Source organism: Caballeronia sp. TF1N1, from assembly GCF_022878925.1.
GTDB lineage: Bacteria > Pseudomonadota > Gammaproteobacteria > Burkholderiales > Burkholderiaceae > Caballeronia.
This window is the reverse complement of sequence record NZ_CP084626.1, coordinates 504,733-522,718: the sequence shown is the minus strand read 5'-3', so window position 1 is coordinate 522,718 and position 17,986 is coordinate 504,733. Positions and strand designations below refer to the sequence as shown.

Sequence of the window (17,986 nt, the reverse complement as noted above, 5' to 3'; positions counted from 1 at the left end):
CCACCCTGTCACCACATGGCAATTCCGTATAGATCAGCGCGTGAAACTCAAAACGTGACCACGACTCGAAGTCCGCCTGCGACGGACGCTCCAAGGTGAACAGCCGCCCCATGCTGATCCGCAATCCGCCGCACGATGGCAAGCCCAAGCCCGCTGCCCGCCACATCCGTACGCGCGCGGTCCACGCTTTCGCCCACGCGATAAAACCGGTCGAATACTCTTTCTCGTTCGTCCTCTGGAATGCCCGGCCCGGAATCCGCGATTTCGACTACTGAATGTCCATCTTTTATTTTTAGGCAGACATCCACGCGGCCGCCGCGCGGCGTGTATTTCGTCGCGTTATCGATGAGATTGTTGAACATCACGCGCAATGAATCCGCGTCGCCCGTCACGGTGGCGGGCTCGCTTGCCTCGATGCCGAGGTCCACGCCGCGCTCCTGCGCCACGAGCACGTAACCGCGCACGCATGTTTCGAGCAACGCGGCGAGATCGACTTTCGTCGCCACGCCCTTGCCGTCCGGCTCCGAGCGCGCGAGCGCAAGCAACTGCTCCGCTAGCCGCGTGGCGCGCGCGATGCCTTCGTGCAAATCGAGCAACGCCTCGCGCCGCGATGCGTCGTCCTGCGCGCGCGCCACGAGCTGCGCCTGAATCTGCACGGCGGCAAGCGGCGTGCGCAACTCGTGCGCGGCATCGGCGACGAAGGCTTTTTGCGTATCGAGCGCCGTCGACAATCGCACCAGCAGCGCGTTCAGCGCCCGCACGACCGGCTGCACTTCCTGTGGCAAGCGTTGATTGGGAAGCGGATCGAGTGCTTCGGGATGCCGTGTATCGAGCGCGCTCGTCACACGCTGCAAGGGCGCAAGCCCGCGTCCGACGATCACCCAGATCGCAAGCCCGAGCAGCGGCAGCAACAGGACCAGCGGCCACAACGTGCGCCACGCGACGCCCGCCGCGACGCGGTTGCGTATCGAAAGCGGCTGCGCGAGTTGCACGACGTTGTCGCCGACGATCGCGCTATACACGCGCCACTCGCCACGCGCCGTCATTTCCGTCGAGAAGCCGAGTTCGGCGTGCGGCGCGAGCGGTACGCGCGGATGCGAGTAGTACATCAGCACGCCGTTGCGATTCCAGATCTGGATGACGACGCCCTCGTCGCTTTCGCTGCGCGACGTGAGCACCGACGAAAACGGCTCCGAAGGCAGCGCCGCCGCGATCTGCTGCAATTGATAATCGAAGAGTTCGTTGGCTTCGGCGAGCGCCTGCCGGTAGATGAGCCATCCGGCGAAGCCCACGCCGACAATGACGAGCGCGAGCAGCCAGATAAGCAATTGCCGGCGGATGGACCGCATCAGGCGTCCTTCGCGACCATGTAACCCAAGCCGCGCACGTTGCGAATGAGGTCCGCGCCGAGCTTCTTGCGCAGCGAGTGGATGTAGACCTCGACCGTATTGCTGCCGATTTCCTCACCCCAGCCGTAGATTTTCTCTTCGAGCTGACTCTTCGAGAGCACGGCGCCCGGACGCGCCATCAACGCTTCGAGCAACGCGAATTCGCGCGCCGAGAGCGCGACGGGCGCGCCCGCGAGCGTCACCTGATGACCGACCGGGTCGAGCGTGAGTTGACCATGACGCACGAGCGATTCGCCGCGTCCCGCATGACGACGGATGAGCGCCCGCATGCGTGCGCCGAGTTCGTCGAGATCGAAGGGCTTGACGAGGTAATCGTCGGCGCCGGCATCGAGTCCTTTCACGCGATCGGCGATGGCGTCGCGCGCCGTCACGATCAACACCGGCAATGCGTTCGCACGTGCGCGCAGCGTCCTGAGGACGTCGATGCCATCGCGCTTGGGCAAGCCGAGGTCTAGCAGCATCAGGTCGTAGGGCTCGCCGCCGACGGCCGTCAGCGCGGCCTCGCCGTCCTGCACCCAGTCGACCGCGAAGCCGTCCGCGCGCAGCGCCTTGCGCACACCTTCGGCGATCATCCGGTCATCTTCGACTAGCAGGATTCGCATGGCATCTCGTCTTCGTGGTTGGGGAGACCGGCTTTGAAAGTCGTAGCCATTCTAGCTTTGCCGCGCGCGGGCAGGCTTAAGCAAGGCTTAATGGGTGGATGTGATGAATCTTGCAGGGTGCTGGAATCTATGACGCTTGATCACGCGATGTGACGAGGGGCGCGCTTGCTCGCCGCCCTTGGCCAGCCCGCAAACCCCTATTCGTACGATTTTCGCAAGCCAGCTTGTCTACAATGAGCCTTTCGCCCGTGTGGGCTTCGCCTAACAACACCAAAAGCACGCCCATGCCGCTTGCCTCGCTCGTTTCTCGCTGTTCGTCGTTTGCACTCGCCGCCGCAATCGGCTTTGCCGTCATCGCTCACATGCCCGAAGCACAAGCGCGTGGCGGCTCGAAGTCCGAATCGCAAGCGCAGGCGCCCGAGCGCGCGGCGCATGGCGGCGCGAAGGCAAAGCGCGCAGGCAAGGCGTCCAGAGCCGAGAAAGCCGTCGCCGCACGAGAACGCGTGCCCGCCGGGCCACTGCCCGCGCCGGTCATGGCGGCGCTCGCTCACGCGCACATCCCGCTTTCGTCGATGAGCGTAGTCGTGCAACGTATCGGCGCGCCCGTGCCGCTCGTGACGATCAACGCGGACCGGCCAATGCTCCCCGCATCGACGATGAAGCTCGTCACGACTTACTCGGGCCTCTCGCTGCTCGGCCCCGACTACCGCTGGAAAACCACCGCCTACGCCGATGGCGATGTCGACGCACAAGGCGTGCTGCACGGCAATCTCTACATTCAGGGCACGGGTGACCCGAAGCTCGTGCCGGAAGAACTGATCGATCTCGTCGATCAGATACGCAAGAACGGCATCACGGGAATCGATGGCGCGCTCGTGCTCGACAAGCGCTATTTCGACGCCTCCACGCGCGATCTGCCCGCGTTCGATAACGACGATGCCGCGCCCTACAACGTCGGTCCCGATCCGCTGCTCTACGCGTTCAAGTCGCTTACCTTCACGCTCACGCCGAATCCGGACGGGCAGGTATCTATCGACGTATTGCCGCAACTGGCGCAACTGCAGATCGACAACGAATTGCGCGTGACGCGCGGCGCGTGCGCGGGCACGTTGCCGTCCGCATCGCCGAGCGTGGCGCAGACGCAGGGCGGCTTCGTGCAGGCGTCCTTCATCGGCGACTATCCGTTGCGCTGCGGCTCGCGCACCATCAACGTCGCCGCGCTCGACCATTCGACGTTCTTCGCAGGCGGCTTCCTCGCGCTGTGGAAGCAGGCGGGCGGCACGTTTCAGGGCGCCACGCGCGAAGGCCCGACGCCTTCGTCGGCGCGGCTCGTCGGCACGCATCGCAGCCCGGTGCTGTCGGATATCGTGCGCGACATCAACAAGTTCAGTAACAACGTGATGGCGCGAAATCTGTTTCTGACGATCGGCGCGGCGCAACTGAAACCGCCCGCTACGACCGCCAAATCCTCGCAGGCCATCCAGACGTTTCTCAAGAAAAGCGCCCTGCCAATGGCCGGTCTCGTGCTCGACAACGGCTCCGGACTCTCGCGCGACGAAACCATCTCCGCGCTCTCGCTCGCCGACCTTCTGCAAGCGGCGAACGCGAGTCCGGTCGCGCAAGTGTTCGTCGAATCGCTGCCCATTGCCGGCGTGGACGGCACCATGCGCAACCGCCTGACCAACGCGGGGGCGTTCGGCAATGCGCACATCAAGACCGGCACCTTGCGCGATGTCCGGGCGATCGCGGGCTACGTCGGCGCGGCCAATGGCGAGAGTTATGTCGTGGTGAGCTTCATCAACGATCCGCGCGCCGAGGCAGCACGCGCCGCGCACGACGCGCTCCTCGAATGGGTGTACGAAGGCGCGCGCAAGCCGGGCATCGAAGACTGAACGCGCGTTGCGCCAAGCATAGGAGGCAGGCGCGATGCAATTGAGCCAAACCCGCGCCCGGCAAGGCGGACCGAAGATTTCTTCTACGAAGACCGCCCGCGCCTGCACGCGCGCCGTGTACGCTGTCGGGCACGCATGACGGAAGGATGACTCGACCACCTTCGTGATGCACAATTCGTTCGAGCGCACGCGCGTATCGAGGCGCACGCCGGACGAAACGCAGACAGACACGCGGGCCAACACAAGGCACACGCGCTGCGGATTCAAACAGATAACACCGAAAATTGGAGACGAGGTCCATGAAGAAGCAACTCTCGACGCGCGCCGCCCTGGTGCGCTACGCCCGAATCGCCACGGCGAGCGCCGCTTTCGCCCTGATTGCCGCGTGCGGCGGCGGTGGCGACGACAACAACAATTCGTTGCCGCCGGGCGGTGTCAAACTGCAAGTCGTCTCTTTCGGCGATAGCCTCTCCGACGTCGGCACCTACGCGCCGGTGGCGGCGGCGAACTTCGGCGGCGGCCGCTTCACGACGAATCCCGGTCAGGTGTGGGTTCAGGATGTCGCGCAATACTACGGCGACACGCTCACGCCCGCGATGACCGGTGGCTTCGGCACGCCGCCCCAGGCGCAATCGGGGCTCGGCTACGCGCAGGGCGGATCGCGCGTGACCAATCCTATCGGCGTGAGTCATGCGACGACCGATCCGGCCAATTACACGGGCGCGCTGACGGTGCCGGTGGCGCAACAGGTGACGAACTATCTGGCGTCGCACGGTAGCTTCAATTCGAATCAGCTCGTCATCGTCAATGGCGGCGCGAACGATATTCTGTACAACCTCACGGCCGTGCAGGCAGGACAGATGACGCCAGCGCAGGCGACCACCGCGATCGTGCAATCGGCGATCGATCTGGCGGGCGTCATCGGCTCGGTGCTGCAGCATGGCGCAACGCATGTGCTGGTGTCGAACGTGCCGGATATCGGCACCACGCCGCAGGGCATGATGAGCAACGCGGCCGTCAAGGCGCTGCTGACGCAGGCATCGCTTGGCTTCAATCAGGCGCTTGCCGCCGCGTTGACGCAAACGGGCCTGATGTCGAAGGTGATTTACCTGGATATCGTGCCGGCGCTCGCTAATATCACGGCCAACTTCGGGCAGTACGGATTCACGGTGTCGAATACCGGCACGGCGTGCAATCTGCAGGCGATGGCCGCGGCAGCAGCGGCTTTCGGCGAGCCGAATCCGCAAGCGTTCGCCACTTCGCTTTTCTGCTCGCCGCAGAACTACACGGTGGCCAACGCGGATCAACTTTATATGTACGCGGACACCGTGCACCCGACGACGCATCTGCATGCGCTGTATGCGCAGACGGCGGAGCAGAAGGTCGCGGCGGCGGGGTTGGGTAAGTAGTCCGGTTTATTGGAAGTCGGCGAGCCGCCCGGAGATGGTTTTCCGGGCGGTTTCTTTTTGCCGTGGACGATCCTTCGCGTCGCTGTCGAAGCGAACATGAGCGAGCTAAGCGCCTTCCCCTTCGAACGCCGCCGCCGCTCTTCCCAGCCGATCATTCACCGCGATCCACTCGACCGATTCCGGCAGCTTCTCGATGAGAATGCGTTCGACATTCGCCCGATCCAGCGCCCGCAGCAAGCCATACAACTCCCGCGCGTAACTCTGCGGGTCTTCAGGTGCAGCCACGAAGTGCACGCCGGAATCGCGCGCCCAATCGCCTGCGCTCGACGCGCGCGCCACCAGCGCGATTTTCTTGTCGCGCGCATTGGCGCGGGCCGCAACGAGGATCGGTTCGATCGCCGCGAAAGGCAGCAACGCGAGCGGCGTCCTTGGCGCGTAATGCGCCTTCAGCGTGCCCGAGGCACGCGGCGCGGTGGCATCCGTTCCATCCGGCAATCTCGGCGCGACGCCGATCACATCCGCGATCTGCCGCGGACTCACGTGTCCCGGCCGCAACAAAGCGGGAAAGCCGCGCGACAAATCCAGAATCGTCGATTCGATTCCCACTTGCGCCGTCCCGCCATCGAGCACATGAACGCTCACGCCGAATTCATCGCGAACATGTTGTGCGCTCGTCGGACTTACGTGTCCGAAGCGATTCGCCGAAGGCCCCGCCACGCCGCCCTGCTTGCCCGTTCCGCTGCGTAAAACGTGAAACGCCGACAACAGCCGCTGCGCCACCGGGTGCGACGGGCAACGAATGCCCACCGAATCCTGCCCGCCGCTCACCGCCGCCGGAATATGCTCCGCGCGCTTGAGGATGAGCGTCAAGGGTCCGGGCCAGAAGGCGTCGATGAGCCTTTGTGCGTCCGCCGGCAACGCGCTTACCCAATAGCCTGGATCGGCTTCGGGCGCGAGATGCACGATCACCGGATGATTCGCCGGCCTGCCCTTCGCGGCATAGATGCGCGCGATGGCTTCGGGATTCTCGGCATCGCCGCCGAGGCCGTAGACCGTTTCAGTCGGAAACGCGACAAGTTCGCCTGCGTCGAGCAGGGCCGCTGCTTCGTCGATCTGCGCGGCGCTCGGATGGATGATGGTCATTGCCTTACTGCTTCAAGTCTTTCAATCGAGCGCGATATGCAGCATGCGCGCACAGTCGCGCGCCGCCGTGCGCGCCTCTTCCAGCGTCGCCGCCGTGAAGTTGATGTGGCCCATCTTGCGGCCATGGCGCGCTTCTTCCTTGCCGTACAGATGCAGGCGCGCAGCCGGCATTGCCACGACGTCGGTCCAGGCGGGAGCACGTTGCTTATCGCCGTTGAACCAGATATCGCCGAGCAGATTCAGCATTGCGGCGGGCGAATGCTGGCGCGTATCGCCGAGCGGCATGCCGGTCATCGCGCGGACTTGCTGTTCGAACTGGCTCGTGGCGCAGGCATCGACCGTGTAATGGCCGGAATTGTGCGGACGCGGCGCCATTTCATTGGCGATGAGCGTTCCGTCTTCCAGCACGAAGAATTCGACGCACAACACGCCGACATAGCCCAGCTTCGCCGCGATGGTCAACGCCGAATCCTGCGCCTGCGCGACGAGCGCGGCGGGCGCATCGGGCGCGGGCACGACGGTCTTTGCCAGAATGCCGCCGACATGCGAATTCTGCGCAAGCGGGAACACGGCCGACTTGCCGTCGCCGCCACGCGCGATCAGCACGGACACTTCGTACTTCAACGGCATGCGTTTTTCGAGCACGCACGGCACGCCCGACAGCGAGCCATACGCGTTCCGCACTTCCTGCACGTTGCGCACGCTCACCTGTCCCTTGCCGTCATAGCCAAGACGCGCGGTCTTGAGAATGCCGGGCAGCACTGCCGCGATCTTCTCGTCCGACAACGCTGCAAGCGCTTCCGGCGATTCGATCACCACGTGCGGCGCGACCGGCACGCCCGCCTCGGCGATAAACCGCTTCTCCGCAACGCGATCCTGCGCAATTGCCACGCAACTCGCCGCCGGGCTCACGAACGTGCACGAAGCGAGGAATTCGAGACTTGCCGACGGCACGTTCTCGAACTCGGTGGAAACCGCCGCGCACAAGCGGCCGAGTTCGGTGAGCGCGGCCTTGTCTTCGTAACCGGCGCGGATGTGACGATCAGCGACCGCGCCCGCTGGACTCGTCTGGTCAGGATCGAGCACGGCGACGCGGTAACCCATCGACTGCGCGGCAAAGCAGAACATGCGGCCGAGCTGGCCGCCGCCGACCATGCCGAGCCACGCGCCGGGCAGGATGGGTGAGTTCGGGGATTTGTTTGGGTTCATCGTGGGCTGGGGCTTGCCGGGACTGATTTGCTGGTTTGATTTCCAGACGCCGCGCAAAGGGGCGCGCGGCATCGCACTTCAATGCTTCGACGTTTCAACGCTTCAGAGCGGAGGCAGCGCCATATCGCGCGCGGCCTGGTTCTGCTTCACACGGAACGCGGCCAGCGCTTCGGCGTAACGCGCATTGGTCACGCTCAGAATGGACACCGCGAAGAGCGCCGCGTTCGCCGCGCCCGCCTCGCCGATGGCGAAGGTCGCGACCGGCACGCCCTTGGGCATCTGCACGATGGAATGCAGCGAATCCACGCCCTTCAGATACTTGCTCGCCACCGGCACGCCGAGCACCGGCACCGTGGTCTTGGCGGCCAGCATGCCCGGCAGATGCGCCGCGCCGCCCGCGCCCGCGATGATCGCCTGCACGCCGCGCGCGCGGGCGCTTTCGGCATAACCGAACATCTCGTCCGGCATGCGATGCGCGGACACCACCTTCGCTTCATAAGGCACGCCGAATTCCTGCAAGATCGCGACGGCGTGCTTCATGACGTCCCAGTCGGAGCTGGAACCCATCAACACGCCGACGAGCGGCGCATCGTGCGAATGCGCTCCGGTCTGTACTTCGCTCATTTAGCTGCTTTCCTTGGGCGTTGGTTCGGGCGCGCCGTCATCTCTTCCAAATGACCGCGCGCGATACGGGTGTTACGCGAGCGTCTGCCCGGTCAGGCGCTGCAACGCTTCCTGATACTTCTCGGCGGTCTTGGCGACGACTTCGTCGGGCAGCTTCGGCGCGGGCGGTTCCTTCTTCCACGGCTGCGTTTCGAGCCAGTCGCGCACGAACTGCTTGTCGAACGACGGCGGGTTCGTGCCGACCTGATAGCCGTCGGCCGGCCAGAAGCGCGAGGAGTCGGCGGTGAGCACTTCGTCCATCAGAAACAGCTCGCCCTTGTTGTCGAGGCCGAACTCGAACTTGGTATCCGCGATGATGATGCCGCGCGTCGCCGCATACTCGGCGGCTTCCTTGTACAACTGAATGGAAATGCGACGGATGGTGGCCGACAGTTCGGTGCCGATGCGCCGTTCCATGTCGTCGTACGTGATGTTCTCGTCGTGATGGCCCATTTCGGCCTTCGCGGCGGGCGTGAAAATGGGCTCGGGCAACTTCTGCGCGTTTTGCAGGCCGGGCGGCAATTCCACGCCGCAGACCGCGCCCGTCGCTTGATAGTCCTTCCAGCCGCTGCCCGCGAGATAGCCGCGCACGACCGCTTCCACCAAAATCGGTTCGAGACGCTTCACCACGACCGCGCGGCCCGTCACCTGCGCCACCTCGTCCGGCGCGACGACGCTCGCCGGATCGATACCCGTATTGTGATTCGGCACGATATGACCGAGCTTCTCGAACCAGAAGTCGGCCATCTGATTGAGCACTCGGCCCTTGTTCGGAATCGGCTCGCCCATGACGACGTCGAATGCGGAGAGGCGGTCGGTCGTAACGATCAGGAGCTTGTCCTGACCGACGGCATAGTTGTCGCGAACCTTGCCGCGGCCGAGCAGCGGCAGCGATTTGATCGTGGATTCGTATAGCGTGGACATCGTCATGGTCCGAAGAGGTACGGAGAAATGTTGACCGCCGCTCAGGTTGCCATGAGCGGCGAAAAGAAATGGGAACGGGTCCCGTCGCCGGAACCCGTTGATTTTACTTTACAAATAACGCCTGGCTCGGATCAGGCTGAATTCGCGCTCATCCGAAAGCGTTTTTTCGCTCTACGCGCGCTCAGAAATGATCGCCGACGCGCACGATCTTCAGCGTGTTGGTGCCACCCGCCGCGCCCATCGGCTCACCGACGGTGAGCACGACCATGTCGCCGCGCGCCGCGTATCCCTTCGACACGACCACTTCCAGCGCCTGATTGAGCGCGTCGTCGCGGTCCATGTTGGTATCGAGATGCAACGGCGTGACATTGCGATATAGCGACATCGTGCGCTCGCTCGCCACGCGCGGCGTGAGCGCGAAGATCGGCACATGCGTCCAGTGACGCGACATCCACAGCGCGGTCGAACCGGATTCGGTCAGCGCCACGACCGCCTTCGCGCCGAGATGGAACGCCGTAAACAGCGCGCCCATGGCAATGGACTGGTCGATGCGCGTGAACGTGCGGTCGAGGAAATCGCGGTCCAGTTGCGACTCTTCCGACTTCTCGGCTTCGACGCAGATGGCGGCCATCGTCTCGATGGTCGTCACCGGATACTTGCCCGCCGCGGTTTCGGCGGAAAGCATCACGGCGTCGGTGCCGTCGAGCACGGCGTTGGCCACGTCCGACACTTCCGCGCGGGTCGGCACGGGCGCGTGGATCATGGATTCCATCATCTGCGTGGCGGTGATGACGAGCTTGTTCGACTCGCGCCCCATGCGGATCATGCGCTTTTGCAGCGCGGGCACGGCCGCGTTGCCCACCTCCACCGCGAGATCGCCGCGCGCCACCATGATGCCGTCCGACGCATCGAGAATGCCTTGCAGCGCCGGAATGGCTTCGGCGCGCTCGATCTTCGCGATCATCTTCGGCTTGATGCCGTAAGGCGCGCCCGCGATGTTCGCGAGTTGACGCGCCATTTCCATGTCCGTCGCGTTTTTCGGGAACGACACCGCGACGAAATCCGCGCCGAGCGACATCGCCGTCTTGATGTCCTCCATGTCCTTCTCGGTCAGCGCCGGCGCCGTGAGTCCGCCGCCCTGCCGGTTGATGCCCTTGTTGTTCGACAACTCGCCGCCGACCTTCACGACCGTGTGAATCTCTTCGCCGATCACGCGCGTGACGTCGAGGACAATCAGGCCGTCGTTCAGCAGGAGCACGTCGCCGGCGCGCAAATCGCGCGGCAGGTCTTTGTAGTCGAGTCCGCAGCGCTCGTTGTTGCCAAGTTCGCAATTGGCGTCGAGCACGAAACTGTTGCCCGCGACGAGCATCGTCTTGTTGTTCTCGAACTTGCCGACGCGGATTTTCGGGCCTTGCAGGTCGGCCATGATGGCGACTTCGCGGCCCGTCTGACGCGCGGCCTCGCGCACCCATTCGGCGCGCTGGCGATGATCGTCGGCGGTGCCGTGCGAAAAGTTGAAGCGAACGACGTCGAGCCCCGCTTGCATCATCTGCAGCAGGATCTCGGGACTGCTCGATGCCGGACCGATGGTGGCAACAATTTTGGTAGCGCGATGCATGGAATTCCTCGTCTCTGTAGGACCGCCCGTGACGCTGCGAGCACGTTGCGCCGACGGTGAGGTGTTGCTCACCGGTTGCGCGCGCGCGCCGGATCGTGCCGGCGTCGCTTTATCGATTTGCTTGATTGCATGAGCGGGCAAGCCGCCGATGATGACGGGCGCCGCCGTTGGTGCCGGCGATGCCGCGTCTTCGTTCTGCCTCGGTTGCTGATTCTGCGCGCGGGCTTCGCCGGACGACGGCTCGGTGTTCTGAGCCGCTTCGGCAATGGCCCGCGCCGCGAGCGCGGCGGCGTCGAGCTCGTCGCCCGATGCCCCGCCCGCCACTACGTTTCTGATTCCGTCTTTTTGCGCGCCGCCGGCTTCCTGCGCGCCCTTCTTGCCTGCCTTCGCCGGATTTCCTCGGGTCGTCAAGACCTTAAGCCCGCGACTCGAGCACTTCGACCGCGGGCAGCGTCTTGCCTTCCAGGAATTCGAGGAACGCGCCGCCGCCGGTCGAGATGTAGCTCACCTTGTCGTGAATGTTGTACTTCGCGATGGCCGCGAGCGTGTCGCCGCCGCCCGCGATGGAGAATGCCGACGAACTCGCAATGGCCTGCGCGAGCGTCTTCGTGCCGTTGCCGAACTGGTCGAACTCGAATACGCCGACGGGGCCGTTCCACACGATCGTGCCCGCCGTTTCCAGTTGCGCGGCGAGCGCCTTCGCGGTGTCCGGACCAATATCGAGGATCAGGTCGTCGTCGGACACATCCGCCACGGGCTTGGTTTCGGCTTTCGCGGTCGCGGCGAATTCCTTCGCGGTGACGACATCGCTCGGAATAGGCACGGATGCGCCGCGCGTGCGCGCCTGATCGATGATTTCCTTCGCTTCGTCGACGAGATCGGCTTCGGCGAGCGACTTGCCGATTTTCAGGCCCGAGGCCAGCATGAACGTGTTGGCGATACCGCCGCCGACGATCAGTTGATCCACCTTCTCCGCCAGCGACTTCAGAATGGTCAGCTTGGTCGAAACCTTCGACCCGGCGACGATGGCGACGAGCGGACGCTTCGGGTTGCCGAGCGCCTTGCCGAGCGCATCGAGTTCGGCGGCGAGCAGCGGGCCCGCGCACGCGACCGGCGCGTACTTCGCGATGCCGTGCGTGGTTACTTCCGCGCGATGTGCGGTGCCGAAGGCGTCGTTCACATAGATGTCGCAGAGTTTCGCGAGTTGTTGCGCGAGGCCGTCGTCGTTCTTCTTCTCGCCCTTGTTGCAGCGGCAATTTTCGAGCAGCACGACGTTGCCCGGCTGAACCTCGACGCCATCGACCCAGTTCGCGACGAGCGGCACGTCGCGGCCGAGCAATTCGGACAGACGCTTCGCGACGGGCGCGAGCGAGTCTTCCGGCTTGAACTGGCCTTCGGTCGGGCGGCCCAGATGGGACGTGACCATTACGGCAGCGCCTGCATCGAGCGCGGCCTCGATGGCCGGCACCGAGGCGCGCACGCGCGTGTCTTCGGTGATGTTGCCGGCATCGTCTTGCGGCACGTTCAGATCCGCGCGGATGAACACACGCTTGCCGGAGACTTTGCCTTCGGAGATGAGGTCGGTGAAACGCAATACTTTCGTCATGGGAGTCAACGTAGGTAGAAAAGCGGTTCGGGCGAGGAAGACCGGCTTGTGCCGGCCGGTTCGTGGGGTGGCCGCGTGACTTCGAGGACTTCTTTTAGCCGTGGCAACGACACGCGGATCATGCCGGAGGCGAAGGCCGCGCGAGCGGGCCGAACGCGCGGGCAAAACAGGCAATGCGAGGAACCGGGAAAGCAGGAGATCGAAGGAACAGACAGGCGGCGGCGCTCAAGTACAAGCACATGCCGGGCGCGCTCCGTTGAGGCGGTGAGCTTGGGAACCGTTGCGCGGTGACTGCCGGACACACTCTCGACCTCGCTTGATGCAACAGGAAAGACCAGCATTTTAACCGATAGCACCGGATGCTTTTAGCGGCCAATCCATGATGACGCGTATTTGGCCGCTTCCAACCGATGCGCCGGGCGCTGGCTCCACGCTGGTTCCGATCCCGCGCGCAATCCGGCGCGCAATACCGCGACGAAAGGAAACTTTGCCGGCAACTTGGCGGCGAAAGGGAAATTATAGCGTCGTGAAAGCCGCTTCGAGATCGGTTCCGTCGCGAAATCACGCTAAAATAACGGTCTTTCGCCGCCTTTCGGCCAGCGCCGCACTCATGCCGAACTAAGGCGCCAAGCCCCGCATTCACTGAACGAGACAGCTAGGAGAACCGTATGTCAATGGCCGACCGCGACGGCAAGATCTGGATGGATGGCAAGCTGGTCGACTGGCGTGACGCCAATATCCACGTTCTGACCCATACCTTGCACTACGGCATGGGCGTGTTCGAAGGCGTGCGCGCATACAAGACGTCACAAGGCACGGCCATTTTCCGCCTGAAGGAACACACCAAGCGTCTCTTCAATTCGGCCAAGATATTCCAGATGGAAGTGCCGTTCGACCAGGCCACCATCGAAGCCGCGCAGCTCGAAGTCGTGCGCGAGAACAAGCTCGAATCCTGCTATATCCGCCCGATCATCTGGGTCGGCTCGGAAAAGCTCGGCGTGTCGGCCAAGGGCAACACCATTCACGTGGCCATTGCTGCGTGGCCGTGGGGCGCGTATTTGGGCGAAGACGGCATCGCGAAGGGTATTCGCGTCAAGACTTCGTCGTTCACGCGCCATCACGTCAACGTGTCGATGGTGCGCGCCAAGGCCTCCGGCTGGTACGTGAACTCCATCCTCGCGAATCAGGAAGCCATCACCGACGGCTACGACGAAGCCCTTCTGCTCGACGTGGACGGCTATGTCTCCGAAGGCTCCGGCGAGAACTTCTTCCTCGTCAACAACGGCAAGCTGTACACGCCGGACCTGGCTTCGTGCCTCGACGGCATCACGCGCGACACGGTCATCACGCTGGCACGCGACTTCGGCATTCCGGTGATCGAAAAGCGCATCACGCGCGACGAGGTCTACACCTGCGACGAAGCGTTCTTCACCGGCACGGCCGCCGAAGTCACGCCCATTCGCGAACTCGACAACCGCACCATTGGCTCGGGCGCGCGCGGTCCCGTCACGGAGAAGCTGCAAAGCGCATTCTTCGACGTGGTCGGCGGCAAGAACGAGAAGTACGCAAGCTGGCTCGCCAAGGTTTAATGCAAGCTGCGGCGGGCGAGGTTTCAAGCGTCCCGCCGTGTCCCCGCACGCAACACAAGTCATTCAAAAGAGATTGCAATGAGCGACCTGAAGGAAATGCCGCTGGTTGAACTGTCGGCCAAGGACCTGCCCGCGTTCTGTCCGAATCCGAAGATGCAGCGCTGGAGCACGCATCCGCGCGTGTTTATCGACATCACGCACGGCGAAGCGCGTTGCCCGTATTGCGGCACGCGCTACAAGCTGAAAGACGGCGAAGTCATCAAGGGGCATTGAGCAGCCGCCCTCTTACGGAAGGCCGAAGCCACGCCTCGTGCCCGCTTCGGCCTTCGTCCAATGCGCGAATCGCAATCACACATTGCGCGCTCAAGCCTCTCACCCACATCAACCGACGACTCGCCATAAGCCGCGAGCCGCGTATATTTTGAGATCGGAAAACGACTGATGCGCCGCGCGCTGGTAATAGCACCGAACTGGATCGGTGACGCACTCATGGCGCAGCCGCTTTTCACGCTGTTGAGAAAGCTGCATCCGCGCATCGTGATCGATGCCGTCGCGCCCTCGTGGGTCGCGCCCGTGCTCGAACGCATGCCGGAAATTCACGACGTCTACGCCACCGACCTCGCCCACGGCAAGCTGCAACTGCTGCGCCGCTGGCAACTGGCGAGCGACCTGCGCGATGTCGGCTACGACGCCGCCTACGTGCTGCCCAATTCCGCGAAATCCGCGCTGCTGCCCTGGATGGCGGGCATCCGGCTGCGCATCGGTTACAAGGGCGAAAGCCGTTACGGTCTGCTCAACGTGCGGCATGCCAATCCGCCGAAGACCGAGCGTCCGCCGATGACCGTGCACTACGCCGCGCTCGCTTATGCGCCGGGCGCGAAGCTGCCGTTCGTCGACAAGTTTGCGCAACCGCAGCCCGAAGGCATCGAAAATCCCGCGCCAACGCTGCCCGTGCCGCGCCTGGAAAACGATCCGAACGAGTCCGCGCGCGTGTCGGCGCGCTTCAATCTCGATACGCGTACGCCGCTCGTCGTGTTTTGCCCCGGCGCGGAGTATGGTCCCGCCAAGCGCTGGCCGCCGGAGCATTTTGCGTCGCTGGCGCAGTTCGTCGCGCAGTCGTTTCCGTATGCGCGGATCATCGCGCTGGGATCGAATAAAGATTCCGCCGTCGCCGATGCCATCGCCGCCCGCGCACCGAATGTGCGCAACCTGTGCGGCCAGACATCGCTCGGCGAAGCATGCGCGTTGATCGCGCGAGCGAGCGCGGTGGTCACCAACGATTCCGGCCTCATGCACGTCGCGGCGGCCATGCGACGGCCGCTCGTCGCGGTGTACGGCTCGACCGACCCGCGCCACACGCCGCCCTTGTCCGATCTCGCAAAGGTACAATGGCTGCATCTTGAATGCAGTCCGTGCTTTGCCCGCGAGTGTCCGCTCGGCCATCTGAACTGCCTTCGCGAACTTTCCGCCGAACAGGTTTTCGGCGACTTGCGCGGCATGCTGCTCGCGCATCGTTGATATCTCGAAGATTGATCCGCTGCGACATCCGCTAGCGGTTCTCCGACGGCATCGACCCAAGTGTGCGGGCGCTCACACGCGAATGCCTCCGAACGGGGGCATGCTTTGACCAATGACCGATGCGGCGCTAGTCCGGCACTACGGGCGCGCGCCGTAACGAAAGCCTGAGACCCACGAGCCATGCCACGTTTCGCCCGCCTCTTCGAAGCCGCAGCCGACACCCTCAACGCTTATTACCAGGCTGTCGCGGACGCCAGCATCGACAGCGTGATGTCGTTGTGGATCGACGAGGAATTCGCCACGTGCATCTGCGCGGACGGCACGCATCTGCATGGTCTGCCGAGCATCCGCGCCGGGATCGGCAAGCAGTTCGAAGCGCAGGCGGTGACCATCGAGCCGCTCGATATCCGCGTGTACGACAGTCTCGGCACCGTCGTGTATGCGATCGCGGAGGCGCATCAGCCAGCGGGAACGGTGGCGCCGCGCATGGTGTTCACGACTTACGTGATGGTCCACGAACGCGGCGAATGGAAAATCGCGCACATTCACGCGAGCGAGATGCCGATGGAAACAGCCGGCCAGTTCGCGGTCAAGATGCGCCACGGTCAGGGGCCGCTGCACTAAAAACGCGGCCCGGTTGCAGAGCAGCACTAAGAAGACGTATGTCGGGGAGTGGCCATGAAGCGCGATCCTTTGTTGAAACACGATTCGTCATTCGTGGATACGGGGCCCGCAGCGGCGCTTAAGGAAAGCGTGCAGGCAGCCGGGCGAACGCTCGGCGCGCCGGTTGCGGACTGGCTCTACAACGCGCCGCGCTGGCTGCCGACGAGCCACGCGCAGACCATCGTGCCGGCGCTCTTCGGGCGCAAGCCGGCGGTGCAATACCGGCGCGAACGCTGGACCACGCCGGATGGCGACTTCATCGATCTCGACTGGGTAGCCGACGAAGCACCCGCCGACGCCCCGCTCTTCGTGCTGTTTCACGGCCTCGAAGGCAGTTCGGACTCCCACTACGCCCGCACGATGATGGCCGCCGCTCAAGCGCGCGGCTGGCACGGCGTCGTGCCGCACTTTCGCACGTGTAGCGGAGCGCTCAATCTGCTGCCGCGTTTTTACCATCTCGCCGACAGCGCCGAAGTCGACTGGATTCTGCGACGGCTGCGCGCCAATCACGCGGGGCCGATCGTGGCGGCGGGCGTCTCGCTGGGCGGCAATGTGCTGCTGCACTGGCTGTGCGACCGCGGCGCCGAGGCTTCGTCGATCATCAGCGCGGCGGCCGCCATCTCCGCTCCGCTCGATGTTCACGCGGGCGGCGCAGCGATCTCGCAAGGCTTCGGCATGATCTACACACGCAGCTTTTTGAAGTCGCTCAAGCGCAAGGCGCTTGCGAAGCTCGGACAGTTTCCCGGCCTTTACGACCGCGACGCCGTACTCGCCGCGCGCACGCTGTACGAGTTCGACAACGTCGTGACCGCGCCGCTGCACGGCTTTCGCGATACCAACCACTATTGGTCGACCGCGACCACGCGCGCGCATCTGAACCGCATCGCGGCGCCCGCGCTTATCCTGAACGCGCGTAACGATCCGTTTTTGCCCGAGTTCGCGTTGCCGTCGCAGGCGGAAGTGTCGTCGCGCGTCACGCTCGATCAGCCGAACCACGGCGGACATGTCGGCTTCATGACGGGGCCGTTTCCAGGGCGGATCGACTGGTTGTCGCAGCGTGTGTTCGGCTATTTGGAGAACTTCGTCGCTCATGGATGACATCGTCAGGCAGGCGCTTGCCAAATGGCCGAACGTGCCGCATTGCACGGGCTGGCTTCTGCTCGACCGACGCGGCCAGTGGCGCATGCGCGACGATGCCGCGCAAGCCGCGGGCGAACTCGGCAGTCCCATCCGGCATGAGGCGCTGATCGGCTTCATCAACCGCAATTACGAGCGCGACGACGAGGGTCAGTGGTTCTTCCAGAACGGTCCGCAGCGCGTGTATGTGGAGTTGGCTTATACGCCGTGGATCGTGCGGCTTGATGTATCGGCGGATGGTTCGTTGCAGCTGACCGATCAGGCGGGCGCGGCGTTCGAGCCGGAACAGGCGTGGATCGACGATGAAGGCGGTGTGTTGTTCGCCGATGCTTCCTCGCCGGCTCGCGTGGCCGCCTTGCACGATCATGATCTGGAGGTGCTGGCGGATCATGCTTCGCTGGATGAGGCTGCTTCGCCCGAGCACGGTGGCGTGTTTCATTGGCGCGACGGCATTGATCTTCCCTTGCAGACGATCAGACGGTCGGATGTCGCGGCGCGTTTTGGCTTTGTCGCGAGTCCGGCTGCGCGGGCTATTGGCGTGCGGGGTTAGAGGTTATCGGCGCACGGATCGTGTACGGTCGTGGCAGGGTCGAGCGCTCGCTCA

The 17,986-nt window shown here is 64.1% G+C and carries 16 protein-coding genes; 8 read left to right on the top strand and 8 right to left on the bottom strand.

Annotation, left to right across the window (positions count from 1 at the left end):
- Positions 1–47: 47 nt before the first annotated feature.
- Positions 48–1,349 carry an ATP-binding protein gene (locus LDZ28_RS02455; protein WP_244827153.1) on the bottom strand — a complete coding sequence of 434 codons (1,302 nt, stop codon included), beginning with the start codon at positions 1,347–1,349 and terminating at the stop codon, positions 48–50.
- Complete coding sequence (locus LDZ28_RS02450; protein ID WP_244827152.1) at positions 1,349–2,011, bottom strand: response regulator; 663 nt, start codon at positions 2,009–2,011, stop codon at positions 1,349–1,351. Before LDZ28_RS02450 ends, LDZ28_RS02455 begins: the two co-directional genes overlap by 1 nt.
- 284 nt (positions 2,012–2,295) lie before the next feature.
- Between LDZ28_RS02450 and dacB the strand changes: the two genes are divergently transcribed.
- Both dacB and LDZ28_RS02440 read left to right on the top strand, forming a co-directional pair.
- Positions 2,296–3,903 carry a D-alanyl-D-alanine carboxypeptidase/D-alanyl-D-alanine-endopeptidase gene (dacB, locus tag LDZ28_RS02445; protein ID WP_244827967.1) on the top strand — a complete coding sequence of 536 codons (1,608 nt, stop codon included), beginning with the start codon at positions 2,296–2,298 and terminating at the stop codon, positions 3,901–3,903.
- A 299-nt stretch (positions 3,904–4,202) separates the two neighbouring features.
- Positions 4,203–5,312: an SGNH/GDSL hydrolase family protein gene (locus LDZ28_RS02440; protein ID WP_244827151.1), complete on the top strand. Its 1,110-nt coding sequence runs from the start codon at positions 4,203–4,205 to the stop codon at positions 5,310–5,312.
- A gap of 105 nt (positions 5,313–5,417) precedes the next feature.
- Here the strand turns inward: LDZ28_RS02440 and LDZ28_RS02435 are convergent, their stop codons facing one another.
- The 6 genes from LDZ28_RS02435 to LDZ28_RS02410 all read right to left on the bottom strand — a co-directional run bounded on the left by LDZ28_RS02435 (position 5,418) and on the right by LDZ28_RS02410 (position 12,475).
- A complete protein-coding gene (locus LDZ28_RS02435) occupies positions 5,418–6,455 on the bottom strand; it encodes an L-threonylcarbamoyladenylate synthase (protein ID WP_244827150.1) in 1,038 nt (345 codons plus the stop codon).
- Positions 6,456–6,476: 21 nt separating this feature from the next.
- The gene (locus LDZ28_RS02430) at positions 6,477–7,664 is read right to left on the bottom strand and encodes a 5-(carboxyamino)imidazole ribonucleotide synthase (RefSeq protein ID WP_244827149.1); all 1,188 of its coding nucleotides are present in this window, start codon (positions 7,662–7,664) and stop codon (positions 6,477–6,479) included.
- A 102-nt stretch (positions 7,665–7,766) separates the two neighbouring features.
- The gene (purE, locus tag LDZ28_RS02425) at positions 7,767–8,288 is read right to left on the bottom strand and encodes a 5-(carboxyamino)imidazole ribonucleotide mutase (RefSeq protein WP_244827148.1); all 522 of its coding nucleotides are present in this window, start codon (positions 8,286–8,288) and stop codon (positions 7,767–7,769) included.
- 72 nt (positions 8,289–8,360) lie between these two features.
- Positions 8,361–9,251, bottom strand: coding sequence for a phosphoribosylaminoimidazolesuccinocarboxamide synthase (locus tag LDZ28_RS02420; protein ID WP_244827147.1), 891 nt, complete (start codon positions 9,249–9,251; stop codon positions 8,361–8,363).
- A 181-nt stretch (positions 9,252–9,432) separates the two neighbouring features.
- Positions 9,433–10,941: a pyruvate kinase gene (gene pyk, locus LDZ28_RS02415; protein ID WP_370652122.1), complete on the bottom strand. Its 1,509-nt coding sequence runs from the start codon at positions 10,939–10,941 to the stop codon at positions 9,433–9,435.
- 343 nt (positions 10,942–11,284) lie between these two features.
- Positions 11,285–12,475, bottom strand: coding sequence for a phosphoglycerate kinase (locus LDZ28_RS02410; RefSeq protein WP_244827146.1), 1,191 nt, complete (start codon positions 12,473–12,475; stop codon positions 11,285–11,287).
- Between the two features lie 668 nt (positions 12,476–13,143).
- Here LDZ28_RS02410 and LDZ28_RS02405 point away from each other — a divergent pair.
- The 6 genes from LDZ28_RS02405 (at position 13,144) to LDZ28_RS02380 (ending at position 17,932) form a co-directional block, all read left to right on the top strand.
- Positions 13,144–14,064, top strand: coding sequence for a branched-chain amino acid transaminase (locus LDZ28_RS02405; RefSeq protein WP_244827145.1), 921 nt, complete (start codon positions 13,144–13,146; stop codon positions 14,062–14,064).
- A gap of 78 nt (positions 14,065–14,142) precedes the next feature.
- A complete protein-coding gene (locus tag LDZ28_RS02400) occupies positions 14,143–14,337 on the top strand; it encodes a zinc-finger domain-containing protein (RefSeq protein ID WP_244827144.1) in 195 nt (64 codons plus the stop codon).
- Between the two features lie 168 nt (positions 14,338–14,505).
- Positions 14,506–15,582, top strand: coding sequence for a lipopolysaccharide heptosyltransferase II (gene waaF, locus LDZ28_RS02395; protein WP_244827143.1), 1,077 nt, complete (start codon positions 14,506–14,508; stop codon positions 15,580–15,582).
- Between the two features lie 180 nt (positions 15,583–15,762).
- A complete protein-coding gene (locus tag LDZ28_RS02390; protein ID WP_244827142.1) occupies positions 15,763–16,206 on the top strand; it encodes a nuclear transport factor 2 family protein in 444 nt (147 codons plus the stop codon).
- Between the two features lie 54 nt (positions 16,207–16,260).
- On the top strand, positions 16,261–17,343 hold the full coding sequence (locus LDZ28_RS02385) for a YheT family hydrolase (RefSeq protein ID WP_244827141.1): 1,083 nt from the start codon (positions 16,261–16,263) through the stop codon (positions 17,341–17,343).
- A complete protein-coding gene (locus LDZ28_RS02380) occupies positions 17,336–17,932 on the top strand; it encodes a DUF2946 family protein (RefSeq protein ID WP_244827140.1) in 597 nt (198 codons plus the stop codon). Before LDZ28_RS02385 ends, LDZ28_RS02380 begins: the two co-directional genes overlap by 8 nt.
- The last annotated feature ends 54 nt before the right edge of the window (positions 17,933–17,986 follow it).